Consider the following 17,037-nt stretch of genomic DNA (forward strand, 5'->3'; position numbering starts at 1 on the left):
GCACGGCGCGGAAGGCCTCGCCATCCTCGTCGGCCAGGGCCAGCGCGGCCAGGGCCGCCAGGCTGCGGCTGCGCTCGGTGCGGGCGGCGCCGCCCGCGGCCTCGGCCTGCACCAGGGTGCGCTGCCATTGGCGTTCGCGCGGGGTCTGGCCATCCGCATGGGCCAGCAGCACCAGGTGGTTCAGGGCCTCCACGGCCTCGGGCAGGGGCTGCGGGTGGGCACGCCAGTAGGCCTCCCAGCTGCGGGCGGCCTCGGCGCGGGCACGGGGCGGGGCGCCGGGGGCGGCCTGGGCCTGGTCGGCCCACTGGGCGGCTTGCCAGCGGGCGGCCCGGGCGCGCTCGGGGTCCGTCTCGCTCTGCGCGATGCGCTCGGCCTCGGCCGCGGCGTCGGCCCAGCGGCCCTGCTCGCTGTAGGCCAGGGCCAGCTTGGGCGGCACCTGGGCCTGCAGGGCGTCGCGCGGGAAGCGCTGGCGGAAGTCCTCCAGCAGCTGGCTGGCACCGGCCCAGTCCTTCAGCGCCAGGCGCTGGGTGGCGGCGTCGAACTGCGCGGCCACCCGGGCGCTGGCCTCGGGGGTCTCGGTGGTCACGCGGCCGAACAGCTCGGCGGCGCGTCGGGTGTCGCCGGCCGTGCGGGCCTGCTCGCCCTGCTTGTAGAGCGAGGCGGCCAGGCGTTCGGTCAGGTCGCGTCGGCTGGCGTCGGCGGCCGGGGTCAGGGCCAGGGTCTCGCGGGTGTAGCGCTCGGCCTCGTCGAAGGCGCCGGCCTCGAAGCGGGTGTGGGCCAGCACGTTCAGCGCGGTGCGGCGCTGTGCCTCGGGGGCGGCGGGCTGGCGCTGCAGCAGGGCCAGCGCGGCGGCATTGGCGCCGGCGGCGTCGCCCAGGCGGTACAGCGTCTCGGCGGCGTGGGCCTGCACGGCCGGAGCGCGGCTGTCGGCGGGGAAGGCCTGTGCGAAGCGCAGCTCGCTGGCCACCTGGTCGCGCTCCAGCGCCGGGCGGTTGGCCTCCGGGGCGGCCTTCACCAGCTCGGCGCGGGCCAGCACGGCGGCGTAGCCGGCCTCGGTGCGCCGCGCCGGCGCCATGCCCGCGGGGCTGGGCTTGTCGGTCGGAGCGTCTGGCGTGTCCGGCGTTTGAGCCGGGTAGGCCGTCTGTTCGTAGGCTTGGGCGGCTTCGTCGAAGCGGCGGGCCTCGAACAGCAGCTCGGCCATCAGGAAGCGGTTCTCGGCCGTCTCCGGATGGTCCGGGAAGTCGGTCAGCAGGGTGCGGTACCACTGCACGGCCTGGGCCACGTCGGCCGGGGCATGGCTTTGCTGCGCCTGGGCGTGGGCCTGCCGGGCCAGCTCGGCCAGGTGCTCGCGCACCTGGGGCTGGGCATCCTGCCAGGCCCCGGGGTTGGCCTGGCGGTAGGGGCCTTGCGCGCCGTAGCGGGTCACAAAGTCCACCTTGACCTGCTGGGCCTGCTGGGCAAAGCCAGCCTGGGCGTAGATGCCGATCACCTCGTTCTGCAGGGCGGGCGCCTGGGCGTCGTCGGGGCGCAGCCGGGTGAAGGCCAGCAGGGTGTCGGCCGCGTCCTTGGGGCGGTCCTGCTGCAGGTAGAGCGCCGCCAGGTGCCGGTACAGCCGCACCTGGTAGTGCTGGCGCGCCGGGCTGGCGGTGACCGGCGGGATGCTGGCCGCGCCCTGCAGGTTCTCCAGCGTCAGGCTGACGACGCGGAAGCTGTCGTCCAGCAGCTCGCGGTCGGCCCGGCTCAGGCTGTCGAGTTGCTCCAGCGGCACGGCCGGGTCCTGGTCGGCCAGCTTGCCGTCGAGCACGCCCAGAAAGGCCTCGAGCGCGCCGTCGAGCTGGCCCTGCTTGAAGCGCGACCAGCCCTGCATGTAGAGCGCCCGGTCGTGGAAGACGGTGGGCTCGGGGCGGGCCAGCACGGCGCTGTAGGCCTGCTCGGCCGCCGGGTACTGGCGGGCGGTGAACAGCAGCTCGCCACGGCGGAACTGGACCTCGTCCAGATAACGGGTGGCGGGGTAGCTGGCCACCAGGCGGTCCAGCGTGGCCAGCGCGGCCTCGGGCTCGCCATCCAGTTCGTGGGCCCGGGCGAGCTGGTAGAGCACGCGGTCGTTGTCCGGGGCCTGGGGGTAGGCCTTCAGGTAGGCCTGGTAGCTGGCGATGGCCGCGCGGTGGCTGGCCTGCGGCGCCGAGGCGCCGGTGTCGGCGGCCAGCGCGCTGTCGCTGCGGTCCATCTCCAGGTCGCCCAGGCGGCGCAGGGCCTGGGCGCGCTGGCGCGGGTCGGGCTGGGCCGCCAGCAGGGCGCGCCAGGCGGCCAGGGCCTGGTCTTCGGTGCTGCGCAGCTTGCCGGTCTGGATGGCCGGGGGTGCGCGCTCGGCCAGGCTGCGCAGGGTGGGTTCGTCGTCACCCGCCGGGCGGGACGACCACAGGCTGCAGCCGCCCAGCCAGGCGACCGAGAGGGCAGCCGCCAGGACGGTCAGGTGGCGGGGCTCAGGGCGTCGGGGCATGCTCGGGTTCCGTCGATGCGTCACGGCCGCGGTCCAGCAACTGGGCCAGGGCGTAGCGGGCCTGCTGGGCGTAGCCGGCCAGGCGTTCCTGCTGTTGCCGCAGGCCGTCCTGGGCCAGCCGGCTCAGGGCTTGAGCCTGCTGGGCGCTGGCCGTGGCCAGCGGGGCCTGCAGGGCCTGGATGCGGCGGGACAGTTCGTCGATGCGCTGCTGGAACTGCACGAAGCGCTGGGCCTCGTCGCGCGCGGCCTGGTCCAGGGCCTGGCGGGCGGCCTGGGCCTGTTGCAGACCCTGGGCGCTGTCCCCCAGGGCCTTGCGGGCGGCCCAGCGGCGCTCCGGGTAGGCCTGGCTCAGGTCCCAGGCCAGCAGGCCCTGCAGGATGCGCAGGCGCTCGGCGGCGTCCTGCAGCGTGGCGGCGGGCGCGTCCCGGCTGGCGGGCGCGGCCTGCAGCCGGGCCAGGGTGTCGCGGGCGCGGTCGGCACGCTGCAGCAGGGCGCGCTGGGCCGCGTCGGCAAAGGCGCGGCCATCGGCGTCCGCCTCGGCCTGGGCCAGTTCGCCGTCGAGCTGTTGCTGGCGCGGCAGCAGCGCGGCCGGGTCCAGTTGCTGGCGCTGGCTGGCCACGTCGGGCAGGCGCTCCTGGAAGGCCTTGCGGCGCTCGTCCAGCATGGTGCGGTAGACGGCCAGGGTCTCCTGCCAGGCGGCCAGGTTGTCCTGCAGAAAGCGCAGGTCGCGCCAGGTCTTGAAGCTTTCCTGGAAGGCGTGGCCGGCCAGGGCCGGGGCGAGCAGGCGCAGGTGCGGCAGGTGGGGCACGTCCTGGGCGTCGCGGAACCAGGCCATCTCCACGCCCGGGTTGCGCGCCAGCAGTTCGTCCAGCCAGGCAGGGTCGTCCAGCGCGGCGATGGCCTCGCCCAGGCGGTGGTCCTCGTCCTGGTAGCTGCCCAGGGCCGACTGGTAGCCGTCGCGGGCCTGGGTGTCGGCCCCCAGCTCGGCCAGGGCGTAGGACACCGCCAGGCGGGCCTCCTGCACGGCGGGCTGGGAGGGGTCGCGCTGGGCCAGCTCGGTCCAGGACACCAGGGCCAGCTTGGGCTGCTTCAGGCCCAGGGCGGCCCAGCCATAGCCCAGCAGGGCCTTGTCTGAACTGGGGCCCTTCAGGCGGATGCGTTCCAGGTACTGGCGGGCCTGCTCGGGCGCCTCGCGTTGCAGGGCGGTGTAGCCCAGGGCCAGGTTGGCCTGGTCGCGCAGGGCGCGCTGCTCCTCGTTGGCCGCGGGCATCTGGCCCAGTTCGTCCAGCCAGCGGGTGCCGCCGGCCGCGTCGCCCTGGCGGATCAGTGCGATGCCCAGGTTGTAGCGGGCGAACAGCCGGGCGTCGGCATCGGTGGCGGCCAGCGGGTCCGGGCCGCTGAAGGGGGCCAGCACCAGGGCGGTGAGGCGGGCCAGCAGGCCCGGGCGCGGCGGTGGGTTGTCCTCGTCCACCGGCGCGGGTGCGGGCGGGCGGGGTTTGTCTGCGCTGGCCAGCGGGGTCAGGGCCTCGGCGGCCAGGACGGGTTGGGCCAGGGCCAGCTTGACCTGGGCCTGCAGCAGGCGCCGGTCGTCGTCGAGTGCGCCGGGCAGCTCGCCCTGGATGTGGGCCAGGGCGGCGTCGGCGGCCTGGGGCTCACCCCGGGTGTAGCGCACCCGGGCCAGGTAGTACCAGGCGCGGTTGCGCACCTCGGGCGTGGCGCCGTGGTCGATCAGGCGCTCGAAGACCTGGCCGGCCTCGCGGTGCATGCCGTAGGACAGCAGCAGGCCGCCACGCAGCACCTCGGCCTCGTCGGCGTGCACGCCCAGGCGGTCGAACTGCTGCGAGACCATCAGCGAGGTGAGCGCGGTGAAGGTCTGGTCCTGATAGAAGTGGAACAGCACCTCGCCGTAGTGCGGGGCCCTCACCACATGCTCGGGCTCGGGCGGGTCGGAGGCGGCGCGCGCCGGCCCGGCCAGGCCCAGGCCGGCCCACAGCAGGCCCGCCACCAGCAGGGTGGCCAGCAAGGGGCCGTGGCGCCGTGGCGCGGAGGAACTCGGGTGCGTCACGGCCAGACTTTGACGTCGAACTCGGGCTGCAGCTTGCCCAGGGCATCGCGCACCTTCAGCTCGATGTTGCGGGTCTCGCTGCCCTTGTCGAACTGCAGCGTGGTGCCGCGCTTGTAGTCGCGCTCGTGCGGGCCCTGGCCGGTGAAGAAGGCGGTGATCTCGTGCGGGCCGCTGCGCAGGTTGCCGACGAACAGGCGCTGCACGCCGCCGCGGTGAAGGGCCTTGACCTCGGCCGGGGTGTAGAGGTGCTGGGCGACCAGCTTGTCGTCCACCTTGACCTGCACCGACTCCAGCATGAACAGCTTGCCCACGTCCATCGAGACGAAGACGTTGACCTGGGTGCTGGCCGGGTAGAGCAGCTCTTCCTCCAGGGCCAGCAGGTCGCGGTTCAGGGCGATGACCTCGCGCTTGAGGTCTTCGGCGCGGGCGTCGAGCGCGGCGTCGCTCGGCAGGGGAGCCGAGGCGCTGGCGGCCGGACCCGGCGCGGCGGATGCGGCCTCGGCGGGCGGGGTCTGGGCCCGGGCGGACAGGCTCAGGCCCAGGGCGAGCAGGGCGGTGCCCAGCAGGAGGTGGAGTCGTCGCATCAGAACTTCCCGGTGAGGAGCAGCTGCAGGTTCTGCCCGTTGAAGTGGTAGAGCTGCCCGGTGCGGATGTCGGTGAACTGGCTGTAGTGGAAGCTCAGCAGCTCGAGATTGGCGCTCAGCTGCAGGCCGTAGCGTTGGGCGGTCTCGCCCGGCAGCGTGTAGCTGAGCTTGCCGGCCAGCGCGTAGCTGTTGAAGGCGCTGAGCTGGCGGTTGCGGGTGACGTAGCGGGTCTCGGTCTGCGCGTTGTCGCTGAAGAACAGGGCGGCGCCCTGGTGGTTCAGGCGCACGGCCACGTCGCCCAGCCAGTCCGGGCCGAAGTGCCGGGTGTAGCCCAGCTCCAGCGTGTTGGCTTGCACCGCCCAGGTGTCGCGGTAGTAGCGGTAGGAGGCCCGCACCGCGCTGCGGTCGCTGGCGCCCTCGTCGCTGATGTCTCCGATCACCCGCAGCTGCAGCGCGCGGGCGGTGCGGGTGCGCGGCATGCGCTCGGGCACATAGGCACCGAACACCCGGGCCACCCGGTAGGGGTTGCCCAGGTAGCCCTCGTCGGCGATGGCCTCGCCGTTGACCGAGGCGATCCAGCGCGGACTCAGGATCTGGGTCAGGCCCAGGCGGTACTGCCAGTGGCGCGCGTGGTCGAAGTAGCCCGTTTCACCATGGCGTCCCACATCGTCCTGGCCCAGCGTGAAGCCCAGGGCCACCGTGCTCATGCCGCCGAAGACGTCCTGCGAGACATCCAGGTTGGCGGTACTGGCCACGTAATCGGGCTCGGTGCTGCGTGAGACGCCCAGGTGCATCAACGTGTCCTGCTCGACATGGTCCACGCCCAGGCCCCATTCCACGCGGTTCTCGCGGAAGGGACTGGCGGTGGTCACCACGTCGATCGAGGCGTTGCTGACCATGTCCACATAGAGGCTGCCGGTCAGCGAGACCTTGTCGGCCACGCTCTTGCGCACCAGCAGGGCCGGGCCGTAGGCCTGGACGCCGCCGCCGTTGTAGAGGTGGATCAGCGCTTCCTCGTGGTCCTCGGGCAGGTCCACCGCGCGGGCGGCCGGGGTCGCCAGGGCGGTCAGGCCCAGCAGCTTGAGCAGGGGCGCGGCCACAACCCAGAGGGCGCGGGCCCAGCGGGGCAGGCGGTGCTCAGTTGCAGCCACAGCCACCCCCTTGCACGCCGGTGGCGCCGCGGGCGCCCTCGCGCACCGAGTAGACGTGGTCGCGCTGCTTGTCGGCCAGGATCTCGCGCGAGAACTGCATCATCGGATCGGCCAGGCGCTCGCGCTCGTAGGGCTTGACCCAGGGCTCGGTGCTGCAGCCGCTGCAGGCACCGACCACGGCCAGTCCGAACAGCAACAGGCTGCGCGGCGCAGGAGAGAAGAGCAGGGGCATGGCTCAGTCCTTCAGCAGCTCGCGGATCTGCTGTTCGTAGGTGGCGATGAAACCGTCGCGGTAGCCGCGGTGCAGGTAGCGCACGCGGCCGTCGCGGTCGATCAGCACGGTCGAGGGCATGGCGCTGAGGTCATAGGCCTTGCTGACCTGCTTGTCGTTGTCGAGCAGCACGGGGAAGGCCACGCCCAGCTTGTCGGCCATGGCGCCGGCGGCCTTGGGGTCGTCGTCCACGCTCACGCCCAGCAGGGTGAAGCCGGCCGACTGGTACTTGCGGTAGAGCCGGTCGAGCTGGGGCATTTCCTCCCGGCAGGGGCCGCACCAACTGGCCCAGAAGTTCAGCAACACGACCTGGCCACGCTGCTCCTTCAGGCGCAGATTGGGGCCGTGCAGAGCGCGCAGGGTGAAATCCGGCGCGGCGCCGCCTGGGGCGGGCGCGGCCGCCTGGGCGTTGGCAAAGGACAGGAGGCCCAGCGAGGACAGGATCAGGGCACGGCGCAACAGCATGGGCATGGCTCAGAACAGGAAGGAGGCGCCGGCGGTCAGCTCGAGGTTGTGGGTGCTGTCGCGTTTGCCCAGCAGGTCCAGCGCGAAGACGTGGTCGCGCAGGTCCACCCGCAGCGCGAAGCTGTCGTTCCAGTACACCTTGGTGCCCATGCCGAAGTTGAAGGTCTGCTGGCGCTGGCCGTTGAAGTGGGTGGTGCCGGCACCGGCGATCAGGTAGAGCTGCGAGGGCAGGGCGCGGTCACGCCCGAGAAAGACCTCGCCGGGCAGCACGTTCACGCCCACCGACAGGTCGCTGTAGCTGAGCTTGTTCTCGCCCGGCGTGAAGACACCGCCCGGCAGCACGCGCTTGAAGGCGTCGTCACTCACCGTGGTGCGACCGTAGGCGGCCTCGACGAAGAAGTCCTCGGTGATGTGGTAGCCCAGGCGTCCGCCCAGGGCGATGCTGCTGCCGAAGTTTTGCGTGGAGTAGGGGCCGAAGAACAGGCCGGCTTCGAAGTCATTGGAGGGAAAGCGCGGCACCCGCACGTCGCGCCGGTCGATCTGCGGCTGCACGGGGGCTTCGCTGGCGGCGTCGGCCGCCTGGGCGCCCGGGGTGGTGAACAGGGGGGCGGCCAGCAGCAGGGGAAGGAGGGAGCGTCGCATGGTGGGGCGGGATCAGAAGAAGAAGGAGAGGCCGGCGCTGTAGGCGCCGTAGTCGGAGGTCTTCTCGTCGGAGAGGAAGGCCGTGGTGAGCTCGTAGTCCAGCCGGGCGACGAAGCGCTCGCTGAGGTGGTACTTGACGCCCAGCGTGACCATGCCCAGGTTGGCGTCGGTGGTGTGGGCGTCGATCAGGCTCTTGTTGGGCACGTTGTGGAAACGGCCGATGCCCACGCCGAAGAAGGGCGAGAGGCGCTGCTTGAACCAGGGCTCGGTCAGCAGGGCCACATGCCACAGGCTGGTGCCGGCATAGACGCCCTGCACCTGGCTGGAGGCCAGCTCCACGCTGAGCGTGTCGGACAGGCGATAGCCACCCCAGAGCTTGATGACCGGCTCGGAGTCGAAGCGGCCGAAGGTGGCGGACAGCACCAGGGTCATCCAGTCCTGGGGCGCCTCCACCGTGGCCTGGGCGCTGAGGTTGAGCACGCCCTCGGGCGCCGCCGCAGGCACCTGAGCCTGCGCCGCCGCCGCAGCCGTGAGCATGGACAGGCCGGCCAGACGGCAGCCGGAGCGAAGAAGGTGCAGATGTGTCGTCTTCATGCATCCATTAACGCATGAAGCCGGGTGGGTGGACGACCGGATGGCGCCGGGGTGTGAAAGAGCGGGAACATTTGTAACAGAGGGTCAGGGCCGCCCGGAAACCCGAAATCCGCCCCGCACAATCCGTCTCTGTTACAAATTGGGGTCTGACCATGAATGCCACCTCCTCCCCCCGCCAGGACCGGATCGTCGTCGTCGATGACGACGCCCGCATCCGCGACCTGCTGCGCCGCTACCTGACCCAGGAGGGTTTCGACGTGCTGCTGGCCGAAGACGCCAAGGCCCTGGCCCGGCTGCAGACCCGCGAAACCATCGACCTCATCGTGCTGGACCTGATGCTGCCCGGCGAAGACGGCCTGTCCATCTGCCGCCGCCTGCGCGCCGCGGGCGACCGCACCCCCATCATCATGCTGACCGCCAAGGTCGAGGACGTGGACCGCATCGTCGGCCTGGAGGTGGGTGCCGACGACTACCTGCCCAAGCCCTTCAACCCGCGTGAACTGCTGGCCCGCATCCACGCCGTGCTGCGCCGCCGGCCCACGCAAGAGGCCCCGGGCGCCCCGGCCAAGGAGCCGCAGACCGTCACCTTCGGCCCCTTCGAGTTCGACCTCTCGCTGCGCCGCCTGACCAAGGACGGCGAGCAGATCACCCTGACCACCGGCGAGTTCTCGATGCTCAAGGCCCTGGTGCGCCACCCGCGCCAGCCGCTGTCGCGCGACAAGCTGGCCCAGTTGGCCCGCGGCCGCGAGTTCGAACCCTTCGACCGCAGCCTGGACGTGCAGATCTCCCGCCTGCGCAAGATGCTGGAACCCGACCCGTCCAATCCGCGCTACATCCAGACCGTCTGGGGCGTGGGCTACGTGTTCATTCCCGGCGACACTGCCTGAATCCCTGACCCCAGCTGCTGCGCCAGGCTGCGCACCCCGCCGACGTGTCCCTCAAACGCCCCGCCCTGTCGCTGAACCTGTTCTGGCGCACTTTCGTGCTGCTGGCCCTGCTGTTGACCGGTGGCGTGGCCGCCTGGGTGCAGACGCTGCGCCAGCTGGAGTTCGAGCCCCGCGTGGCCCAGGCCGCGCAGCAGCTGGCCAGCCTGGTCAACCTCTCGCGCGCGGCGCTGCAGTATTCGGACGGCATCAACCGCATCGCGGTCATCAAGACCATGAGCGAGCGCGAGGCGGTGCGCATCCTGCCGCGCAGCAGGGACGATCGCTGGGAGCCGCTGGAAACCGACCGCTTCACCCGCCAGGTGGGCGCCGAACTCAAGTCCCTGCTGGGTGACGACACCCTGCTGGCCCGCTCGGTCAATGACGAGCCCGCCCTCTGGATCGGCTTCACCATCGAGCAGGACCCGTACTGGCTGCAGGCCGATTACGCCCGGGTCGAACCGCTGACCCCGCGTACCTGGATCGTCTGGGTCTCGATCGCCCTGTTCTTCTCGGTGCTGGGCGCGGCGGTCATCGCCAGCCTGATCAACAAGCCGCTGAAGAACCTGTCCTTCGCGGCCAGCCGCATCCGCGAGGGCGAATACGACTCGCGCCTGGACGAGAGCAACATCACCACCGAGATCCGCGCGGTGAACATCGGCTTCAACCGCATGGCCCGCGAACTCGCCAAGGTCGAGGAGGAGCGTGCGGTGATGCTGGCCGGCATCTCGCACGACCTGCGCACGCCGCTGGCCCGCCTGCGGCTGGAGGCCGAGATCAGCGTGGCCGACGAGGAGGCGCGCAAGGCGATGGCCCAGGACATCGACCAGCTCGACGCCATCATCGACAAGTTCATGGACTACGCCCGGCCGGACGACACCAAGACCCGGCCGGTGGACCTGAGTTCGGTGATCGAGCGCGAGGCGGCCGCCTTCCGCGACAAGTCGCAGATCCGCTTCTCGCTGCGCTTGCCTCCGGACATCAGGGTGCATGGCGACGACGTGGAACTGGGCCGCGTGTTCGCCAATCTGTTCGAGAACGCGCGCCGCTATGGCCGCACATTGGAGACCGGTGTGGCCAAGGTCAAGGTCAGCCACGTCATCACCGGCGACACGGTCATCGTCACCGTGCGCGACTATGGCCAGGGCGTGCCACCCGAGAAGCTCGACCAACTGACCACCCCCTTCTTCCGCGGCGACGCCGCCCGCACCGCAGCCACCGGTGCCGGCCTGGGCCTGGCCATCGTCAAGAAGGCGCTGCAGCGCATCGGCGCCTCGCTGGAGTTGGTGAACGCCCGCGATGGCGGCCTGATGGCCCACATCCGGCTGCGCCGAGCGAACTGAGCCCCAACTCAGCCCACCACATCTGCATTTTCAGGGACGCGCCCTGAGGTTTCTCCGTCTGCGCAGACTGGTCCTGTGCGTGCAACATGCACCCACGATGGCACTGTCATCACCCACAGACCAACACGGAGACAAAGCATGCGGAAGCTGCACGCCCTGATCGCTGGCGCGGTCTGCGCCTTTTCGATGGCCACCGCCTCGGCCCAGGCCCAGTTCATCAACGTCCTGACCGGCGGCACCAGCGGGGTCTATTACCCGATGGGCGTGGCCCTGTCCCAGCTCTACGGCAAGGCCATGCCCAATGCCAAGGTCACGGTGCAGGCCACCAAGGCCTCGGCCGAGAACCTGAACCTGCTGGAGGCCGGCCGCGGCGAAATCGGCTTCACCCTGGGTGATTCGCTGTCCGATGCCTGGCAGGGCAATGCCGAGGCCGGCTTCAAGGCCCCGCTGAAGAAACTGCGCACCGTCGCCGGCATCTACTCCAACTACATCCAGATCGTCGCCAGCGCCGATTCCGGCATCCGCACCCTGGCCGACCTCAAGGGCAAGCGCGTGTCCGTGGGCGCACCCAAGTCCGGCACCGAGCTGAACGCGCGCGCCATCCTGCGGGCCGCCGGCTTGAGCTACCAGAGCCTGGGCAAGGTGGAATACCTGCCCTTCGGCGAATCGGTCGAGCTGATGAAGAACCGCCAGCTCGACGCCACGCTGCAGTCCGCCGGCCTGGGCGTGTCGGCCCTGCGGGATCTGTCCACCTCGATGAAGATCGTCGTCGTGCCCATCCCGGCCGACGTCATCGCCAAGGTTGGAGACACCGCCTACCAGCCGGCCACCATCCCGGCCAACACCTACGACGGCCAGACTGCCGACGTGCCCACCGCGGCCATCCAGAACTTCCTGGTGACCCATGCCGGCGTGCCCGACGAGACGGTCTACCAGATGACCAAGGCCATGTTCACCAACCTGCCGGCCCTGGTGGCCGCGCACTCGGCGGCCAAGGGCATCAACCCGCAGAACGCGGCCAACTCCTCGCCCATCCCGCTGCACCCCGGCGCGATCAGGTACTACAAGGAAGCCGGCCTGATGAAGTGAGCGTGAAGTGAGCAGGCCGCGCGCCCTCTCCTTTCCCTCACTTTGTTTCGCCTGACTGCCCCCGCGCCCCGGCCTGTGCCGAGGCGCCCCTCTGCCCCGCGCGCAGGAGTTCCCGCATGTCTTCTTCCGTCCCGGCCGGCGCCGCAGCGCGGGCCGACGATCTTCTGCAAAACCTCGACCACCCTTCGGACGACCACGGCCACACCCGCCGCCTGGGCGGCTGGGCTGCCTGGCTGGTGGTGATCGCTGCCCTGTCCTTCTCCGTCTTCCAGCTGGTGGTGGCGGCCTTCTCGCCCCTGTCCAGCCTGCCCACGCGTTCCATCCACGTGGGCTTCCTGATGCTGCTGGCCTTCCTGCTCTACCCGGCCCGGGCCAAGAGCGCCCGCGACCGCCTGCCCTGGATCGACCTGCTGCTGGCCCTGGGCTGCTTCGTGCTGGGCCTGTACCACTGGAAGTTCGAGGCCGATCTGGTGATGCGCTCGGGCGAGCCGAACACCGCCGACATGGTGGTGGGCATCGCTTGCGTGGTGCTGCTGTTCGAGGCCAGCCGCCGGGTGCTGGGCCTGGCCCTGCCCATCGTCTGCGCCCTGTTCCTGGCCTACGGCATCTTCGGTGAATACCTGCCCGGCGAGCTAGCCCACCGGCCCTTCGGCATGGACCAGATCGTCTCGCAGTTGCATTCCGGCACCGAAGGCATCTACGGCACGCCCACCCTGGTGTCGGCGACCTACATCTTCCTGTTCATCCTGTTCGGCGCCTTCCTGGAGCACGCCGGCATGATCCGGCTGTTCAACGAGATGGCCCTGGGCTTCGTCGGCCATGCCAAGGGCGGCCCGGCCAAGGTGGCTGTGGTGTCCTCGGGCTTCATGGGCACCATCTCCGGCTCGGGCGTGGCCAATGTGCTGACCGTGGGCCAGTTCACCATCCCGCTGATGAAGCGCTTCGGCTATGCGCCGCACTTCGCCGGCGCGGTGGAGGCCACCGCCTCGATGGGTGGCCAGATCATGCCGCCGGTGATGGGCGCGGTGGCCTTCATCATGGCCGAGACGCTCAACGTGCCCTACGCCGAGATCTGCAAGGCCGCGGTGGTGCCCGCCCTGCTCTACTACGTGACCACCTTCTGGATGGTGCACCTGGAGGCCGGCCGCGCCAACCTGCTGGGCCTGCCCAAGGAGCAGTGCCCCAACCCCTGGCGGGCCATCCGCGAGCGCTGGTACCTGATGCTGCCGCTGGCCGCCCTGGTGGCCATGCTGTTCCACGGCTTCACGCCGATGTTCGCCGGCCTCACCGGCCTGGCCCTGACCGGCGTGCTGATCCTGGGCACCACGGTGGCCGCGCAGTTCGGTCAGCAGGCCATGCGGGTGGTGTTCTGGATCGGCCTGGGCATCGTGGCCTCCTTCTTCGCCAAGTTCGGCATCTGGGTCATCCTGGGCCTGATCGCCGCGCTGGTGGCGGCCAATGCGGTGGCCCAGGGCGGCCGCAGCACCCTGGCCGCGCTGCGCGACAGCCTGATCGACGGTGCCAAGCAGGCGGTGCCGGTGGGCCTGGCCTGTGCCATCGTCGGCGTCATCATCGGCACGCTGACGCTGACCGGCGCGGCCACCAGCTTCGCGGGCTACATCCTGCAGGTGGGCGAGAAGAGCCTGTTCCTGTCCCTGGTGCTGACGATGATCGTCTGCCTGATCCTGGGCATGGGCATCCCGACGATCCCGAACTACATCATCACCAGCTCGATCGCCGCGCCGGCCCTGCTCAAGCTGGGCGTGCCGCTGATCGTCTCGCACATGTTCGTCTTCTACTTCGGCATCATGGCCGACCTGACGCCGCCGGTGGCCCTGGCCGCCTTCGCCGCGGCGTCGATCGCCCGCGCCTCGCCGATGAAGATCGGCATGAAGGCCACCCAGATCGCCGCGGCCGGCTTCGTCGTGCCCTACATGGCCGTCTACGACCCGGCGCTGATGCTGCAGCCCGGCGCCGATGGCGTGCTGCACTGGGGGGCTGCGGCCTACATGATCTTCAAGTGCCTGGTGGCCATCGGCCTGTGGGGGGCGGCCGCCATCGGCTACCTGTCGCGCCCGCTGCATGTGCTGGAGCGGCTGTGGTGCGCGGCCGGGGCCCTGCTGCTGGTGGCCGCCGTGCCCTTCACCGACGAGCTGGGTTTTGCCGCTGGCGCGCTGATGCTGGTCTGGAACGGCTGGCAGCTCAAGCGCCTGCGGCCGGCCGGCGTGGCCAGCGGGGCCTGAGCACCGCAATGCCCCTGGCCCTGTGCCTGAGCCGCGCGGCCACCACCGTGGTCGTGGCGGCCAGCCATTTCAGCCTCAGCTGGACCCACTCGATCGAGAAGATCCGCTGGGAGGAGCAGTGGCAGGTCACGCCCGCCGGCCTGGTCGTGGTGGATGCCAGCATCCAGGGCTCGGGTGCGGGCATGGAGCCACCAGACGGCGCGGTGCTGCGCGACGGTGCCTGGCACTACCGACCCCGGGTGCCGCCCCAGCCCGAGGTGGTGCTGGCCGCCTCGGACTTCACCGCCGACCACACCCTGTGCGCCCAGGGCCGCTGCCAGCTGCTGCATCAATGGGTGCCTGGCAAGGGCCCAGTGCGGATGCGCGGCTGCGATAGTCCCTGAATACCTCGGGAAAGCGCTTGCGGCTCAGCCCAGGGCAGCCAGCAGGCAGACGGCGCGGGTCTCGATGGCCCGGCCCTCGCCCACCGGGCCCATCTTCTCGGCCGTCTTGGCCTTGACGTTGACCCGTGCGGGCTCAATGCCCAGGGCCTCGGCGATGCGCGCCACCATGGCCGGCACGTGCGGCGCCATCTTGGGTGCCTGGGCGACGATGGTGCAGTCCACATTGACCACCTGCCAGCCGGCCGCGCGCACCCGGCGCATGGCCTCGGTCAGCAGGCGGTGCGAATCGGCGCCCTGGAACTCGACCGCCGTGTCCGGGAAGTGGCGACCGATGTCACCCAGCCCCGCCCCGCCCAGCACCGCGTCGGTGATGGCGTGCAGCAGGGCGTCGGCATCCGAGTGGCCCAGCAGGCCGTGGCTGTGCGCAATGGTGACGCCGCCCAGCACCAGCGGCCGGCCCACCACCAGGGCGTGGGTGTCCCAGCCCTCGCCCACCCGCAGCGCGGGCAAACTCGTCGTGCTCATTCGGCCACCTCCATGCGCTGGGCGATGCGCCAGAGCACGCCGCTGGGGTCGGTCAGCGTCATGTCCACCAGGCCCCAGGGCCGCTGCTGCGGCGGCTCGGCGCGCACACCGTGCTCGGCAAAGCGGCCCAGCACGCCCTCCTGCTCCAGCCGGGCCCAGAAGGTCTGCAGGTCATCCAGCGTCAGGTGCATCATGAAGTTCGCCGCGTGGGCAGGCTCGAAAAAGTCCTGCAGCAGAAAGGCCGTCTGCCCCATGCGGTAGCCGGCCAGATTGCCCTGGGCGAACTCGCGGCTGAAGCCCAGGGCCTCGTAGAAGCGCTGCGACAGCGCGAAATCGCGCGCGGGCACGAAGGCCCGTGCCTCGGCGCCACGGCGCGCGGTGCTCAAGAGGCGCTCGGCCAGCGCGAAGTCGCCCGGCCAGGTGACCTTGAAGTTCTCGTAGTCGCCGCGCACCAGCTTCGGGCTGTGGCCCAGGGCCTCGATGGCGCTGGCCTCGTCGGTCACCTGCTCGCCGGCAAAGGCCAGCGCGGGCGCCAGCATCCCCAGGCGGAACATCTGCGGCGTCTGCGCCGCCCATTTGCCGTTGCGGTCCACGGTGGCGGCCACGCGGCCCGCCTCTTCGGCCTTGAGCGTGTCGGCCACCGGCAGCGCCAGCAGGCCACCCACCTCGTCGTCCTGGCAGGCGTCGATCAGGCGGTCCACCCAGGCCGGGCGCAGCAGGCAGCGGGCGGCGTCGTGCACCAGCACCCAGTCCTGCGGCTGGGCGCCGCGGGTGCGCAACTCGTTCAGGCCATTGGCCACGGTTTCGGCCCGGGTGGCGCCGCCCACCTTGGCCAGCCAGATGCGGCCCTCGGCGGCATCGGCCAGACCCGGCAGGTCTTCCTCGAACTGGGTGTCGTCCTCGGCCAGCACCACCAGGATGCCGGCCAGGCGCTCCACGCGCGAGAGGGCGGCCAGGGTGTGGGCCACCAGCGGCTGGCCTGCCACCGGCTCGTATTGCTTGGGTTGGAAGCTGCCGGCGCGGCTGCCGGTGCCCGCGCAGGGCACGATCGCGAAGCAGCGGGGCTCGGCCCCGACGGTGTAGGTGGTCATCGCCCGGATTCTAGAATTGCGGGGTTCAACGCCCCCGAGCCTGGCTCCGGGGCGTGTTGTCGTTTTCAGCGCCCCCGCGCGCGCCACGCCCCATGCAGCTGCCCCACATCGCCCCCGGCAAACGTTTCACCCTGCCCCGCCCCACCGGCTCGGCCGACGCCCTGCTGCTGGCCCGGCACGCCCAGGCCCGGGTGGCCGAAGGGCAGGTGCTGGGCATCGTCACCGCCGAGCCGGGCGACGCCCAGCGACTGGCCGAGGAGATGGCCTTCTTCGCCCCCGGGCTGCGGGTGGCAGTGTTCCCGGACTGGGAGACCCTGCCCTACGACACCTTCAGCCCGCACCAGGACCTGATCTCCGAGCGTCTGGCCACGCTCTGGCGCATCCACAGTGGCACGGTGGACGTGGTGCTGCTGCCCGCCACCACCGCGCTCACGCGGCTGGCGCCGCCGTCCTTCCTGGCCGGCACCACCTTCCAGTTCAAGCAGAAAACGAAGCTGGACGAGGCGGCCCTGAAGAGCCAGCTGACTCTGGCCGGCTACAGCCATGTGAGCCAGGTGGTGTCGCCCGGCGAGTACGCGGTGCGCGGCGGCCTGATCGACCTGTTCCCCATGGGCTCGCCCGTGCCCTACCGGGTGGACCTGTTCGACAACGAGATCGACTCGATCCGCACCTTCGACCCGGACAGCCAGCGCAGCCTCTACCCGGTGCCCGAGGTGCAGCTGCTGCCCGGGCGCGAGTTCCCGATGGACGAGACGGCGCGGCAGCGCTTTCGCGAGCGCTGGCGCGAGAAGCTCGAAGGCGACCCGACCAAGAGCCGCATCTACAAGGACATCGCCCAGGGCATCGCCACCGCCGGCATCGAGTACTACCTGCCGCTGTTCTTCGACGAGACGGCGACGATCTTCGACTACCTCGGCCCGCAGGCGAACCTAGTGCTGCATGGCGAAGTGGACGAGGCCCTGCAGCGCTTCTGGACCGACACGCGCGAGCGCCACCGCTTCCTGCAGCACGACCCGGAGCGGCCCATCCTGCCGCCCGAGGCCATCTACCTGAAGGTCGAGGAATTCTTCACCCGCACCGGCGCCCATGCCACCCTGGCCCTGCGCGGCAGCGAGCCGGTGGACTGGGCCCGCCCGCTGCCCGATGTGAGCGTGAGCCGCGGCGCCAC

Annotated in this window: 15 protein-coding genes and 1 pseudogene; 6 read left to right on the forward strand and 10 right to left on the reverse strand. The window is 71.1% G+C overall.

The annotated features are described in order from the left end of the window. The 8 genes from I73_RS17515 to I73_RS28740 all read right to left on the reverse strand — a co-directional run. A partial coding sequence (locus I73_RS17515; protein WP_022981803.1) for a tetratricopeptide repeat protein occupies positions 1 to 2,500 on the reverse strand: 2,500 nt, incomplete at its 3' end. Beyond that, positions 2,484 to 4,565 (reverse strand): hypothetical protein, encoded by a 2,082-nt coding sequence (locus tag I73_RS28735; RefSeq protein WP_148289837.1) that lies wholly within the window; start codon positions 4,563 to 4,565, stop codon positions 2,484 to 2,486. The genes I73_RS17515 and I73_RS28735, both read right to left, overlap by 17 nt. Then, the gene (locus tag I73_RS17525; protein WP_022981805.1) at positions 4,562 to 5,149 is read right to left on the reverse strand and encodes a hypothetical protein; all 588 of its coding nucleotides are present in this window, start codon (positions 5,147 to 5,149) and stop codon (positions 4,562 to 4,564) included. The genes I73_RS28735 and I73_RS17525 overlap by 4 nt, the downstream gene beginning before the upstream one ends. Then, positions 5,149 to 6,300: a DUF3570 domain-containing protein gene (locus I73_RS17530; RefSeq protein WP_022981806.1), complete on the reverse strand. Its 1,152-nt coding sequence runs from the start codon at positions 6,298 to 6,300 to the stop codon at positions 5,149 to 5,151. The genes I73_RS17525 and I73_RS17530 overlap by 1 nt, the downstream gene beginning before the upstream one ends. Beyond that, positions 6,287 to 6,532: a DUF4266 domain-containing protein gene (locus I73_RS17535; protein WP_022981807.1), complete on the reverse strand. Its 246-nt coding sequence runs from the start codon at positions 6,530 to 6,532 to the stop codon at positions 6,287 to 6,289. Before I73_RS17535 ends, I73_RS17530 begins: the two co-directional genes overlap by 14 nt. A gap of 3 nt (positions 6,533 to 6,535) precedes the next feature. Further along, positions 6,536 to 7,042 carry a TlpA disulfide reductase family protein gene (locus I73_RS17540; protein ID WP_040500712.1) on the reverse strand — a complete coding sequence of 169 codons (507 nt, stop codon included), beginning with the start codon at positions 7,040 to 7,042 and terminating at the stop codon, positions 6,536 to 6,538. Positions 7,043 to 7,045: 3 nt separating this feature from the next. Continuing rightward, positions 7,046 to 7,678, reverse strand: a complete 633-nt coding sequence (locus I73_RS17545; RefSeq protein WP_022981809.1) for an outer membrane beta-barrel domain-containing protein — start codon at positions 7,676 to 7,678, stop codon at positions 7,046 to 7,048. Between the two features lie 12 nt (positions 7,679 to 7,690). Continuing rightward, the gene (locus I73_RS28740) at positions 7,691 to 8,272 is read right to left on the reverse strand and encodes an outer membrane beta-barrel protein (RefSeq protein ID WP_022981810.1); all 582 of its coding nucleotides are present in this window, start codon (positions 8,270 to 8,272) and stop codon (positions 7,691 to 7,693) included. A 152-nt stretch (positions 8,273 to 8,424) separates the two neighbouring features. Here I73_RS28740 and ompR point away from each other — a divergent pair, with 152 nt between their 5' ends. The 5 genes from ompR to I73_RS17575 all read left to right on the forward strand — a co-directional run bounded on the left by ompR (position 8,425) and on the right by I73_RS17575 (position 14,253). Then, positions 8,425 to 9,159 carry a two-component system response regulator OmpR gene (gene ompR, locus I73_RS17555; protein ID WP_022981811.1) on the forward strand — a complete coding sequence of 245 codons (735 nt, stop codon included), beginning with the start codon at positions 8,425 to 8,427 and terminating at the stop codon, positions 9,157 to 9,159. A 44-nt stretch (positions 9,160 to 9,203) separates the two neighbouring features. Beyond that, positions 9,204 to 10,538 carry a sensor histidine kinase gene (locus I73_RS17560; protein ID WP_022981812.1) on the forward strand — a complete coding sequence of 445 codons (1,335 nt, stop codon included), beginning with the start codon at positions 9,204 to 9,206 and terminating at the stop codon, positions 10,536 to 10,538. Positions 10,539 to 10,676: 138 nt separating this feature from the next. Continuing rightward, the gene (locus I73_RS17565) at positions 10,677 to 11,627 is read left to right on the forward strand and encodes a TAXI family TRAP transporter solute-binding subunit (protein ID WP_022981813.1); all 951 of its coding nucleotides are present in this window, start codon (positions 10,677 to 10,679) and stop codon (positions 11,625 to 11,627) included. A 116-nt stretch (positions 11,628 to 11,743) separates the two neighbouring features. Beyond that, on the forward strand, positions 11,744 to 13,870 hold the full coding sequence (locus I73_RS17570; RefSeq protein WP_022981814.1) for a TRAP transporter permease: 2,127 nt from the start codon (positions 11,744 to 11,746) through the stop codon (positions 13,868 to 13,870). A gap of 8 nt (positions 13,871 to 13,878) precedes the next feature. Then, positions 13,879 to 14,253 carry a DUF1850 domain-containing protein gene (locus tag I73_RS17575; protein WP_022981815.1) on the forward strand — a complete coding sequence of 125 codons (375 nt, stop codon included), beginning with the start codon at positions 13,879 to 13,881 and terminating at the stop codon, positions 14,251 to 14,253. A gap of 24 nt (positions 14,254 to 14,277) precedes the next feature. Here the strand turns inward: I73_RS17575 and ispF are convergent, their stop codons facing one another. Next, positions 14,278 to 14,778 carry a 2-C-methyl-D-erythritol 2,4-cyclodiphosphate synthase gene (ispF, locus tag I73_RS17580; protein ID WP_040500714.1) on the reverse strand — a complete coding sequence of 167 codons (501 nt, stop codon included), beginning with the start codon at positions 14,776 to 14,778 and terminating at the stop codon, positions 14,278 to 14,280. Then, the gene (gene ispD, locus I73_RS28745) at positions 14,775 to 15,869 is read right to left on the reverse strand and encodes a 2-C-methyl-D-erythritol 4-phosphate cytidylyltransferase (RefSeq protein WP_083876860.1); all 1,095 of its coding nucleotides are present in this window, start codon (positions 15,867 to 15,869) and stop codon (positions 14,775 to 14,777) included. The genes ispF and ispD overlap by 4 nt, the downstream gene beginning before the upstream one ends. A gap of 92 nt (positions 15,870 to 15,961) precedes the next feature. Between ispD and I73_RS17590 the strand changes: the two are divergent. Next, a pseudogene (locus I73_RS17590) lies at positions 15,962 to 17,037 on the forward strand (transcription-repair coupling factor); the annotation flags it as partial.

It is taken from the genome of Ideonella sp. B508-1, from assembly GCF_000333615.1.
In the GTDB taxonomy this organism is placed as follows: Bacteria; Pseudomonadota; Gammaproteobacteria; order Burkholderiales; family Burkholderiaceae_C; genus Ideonella.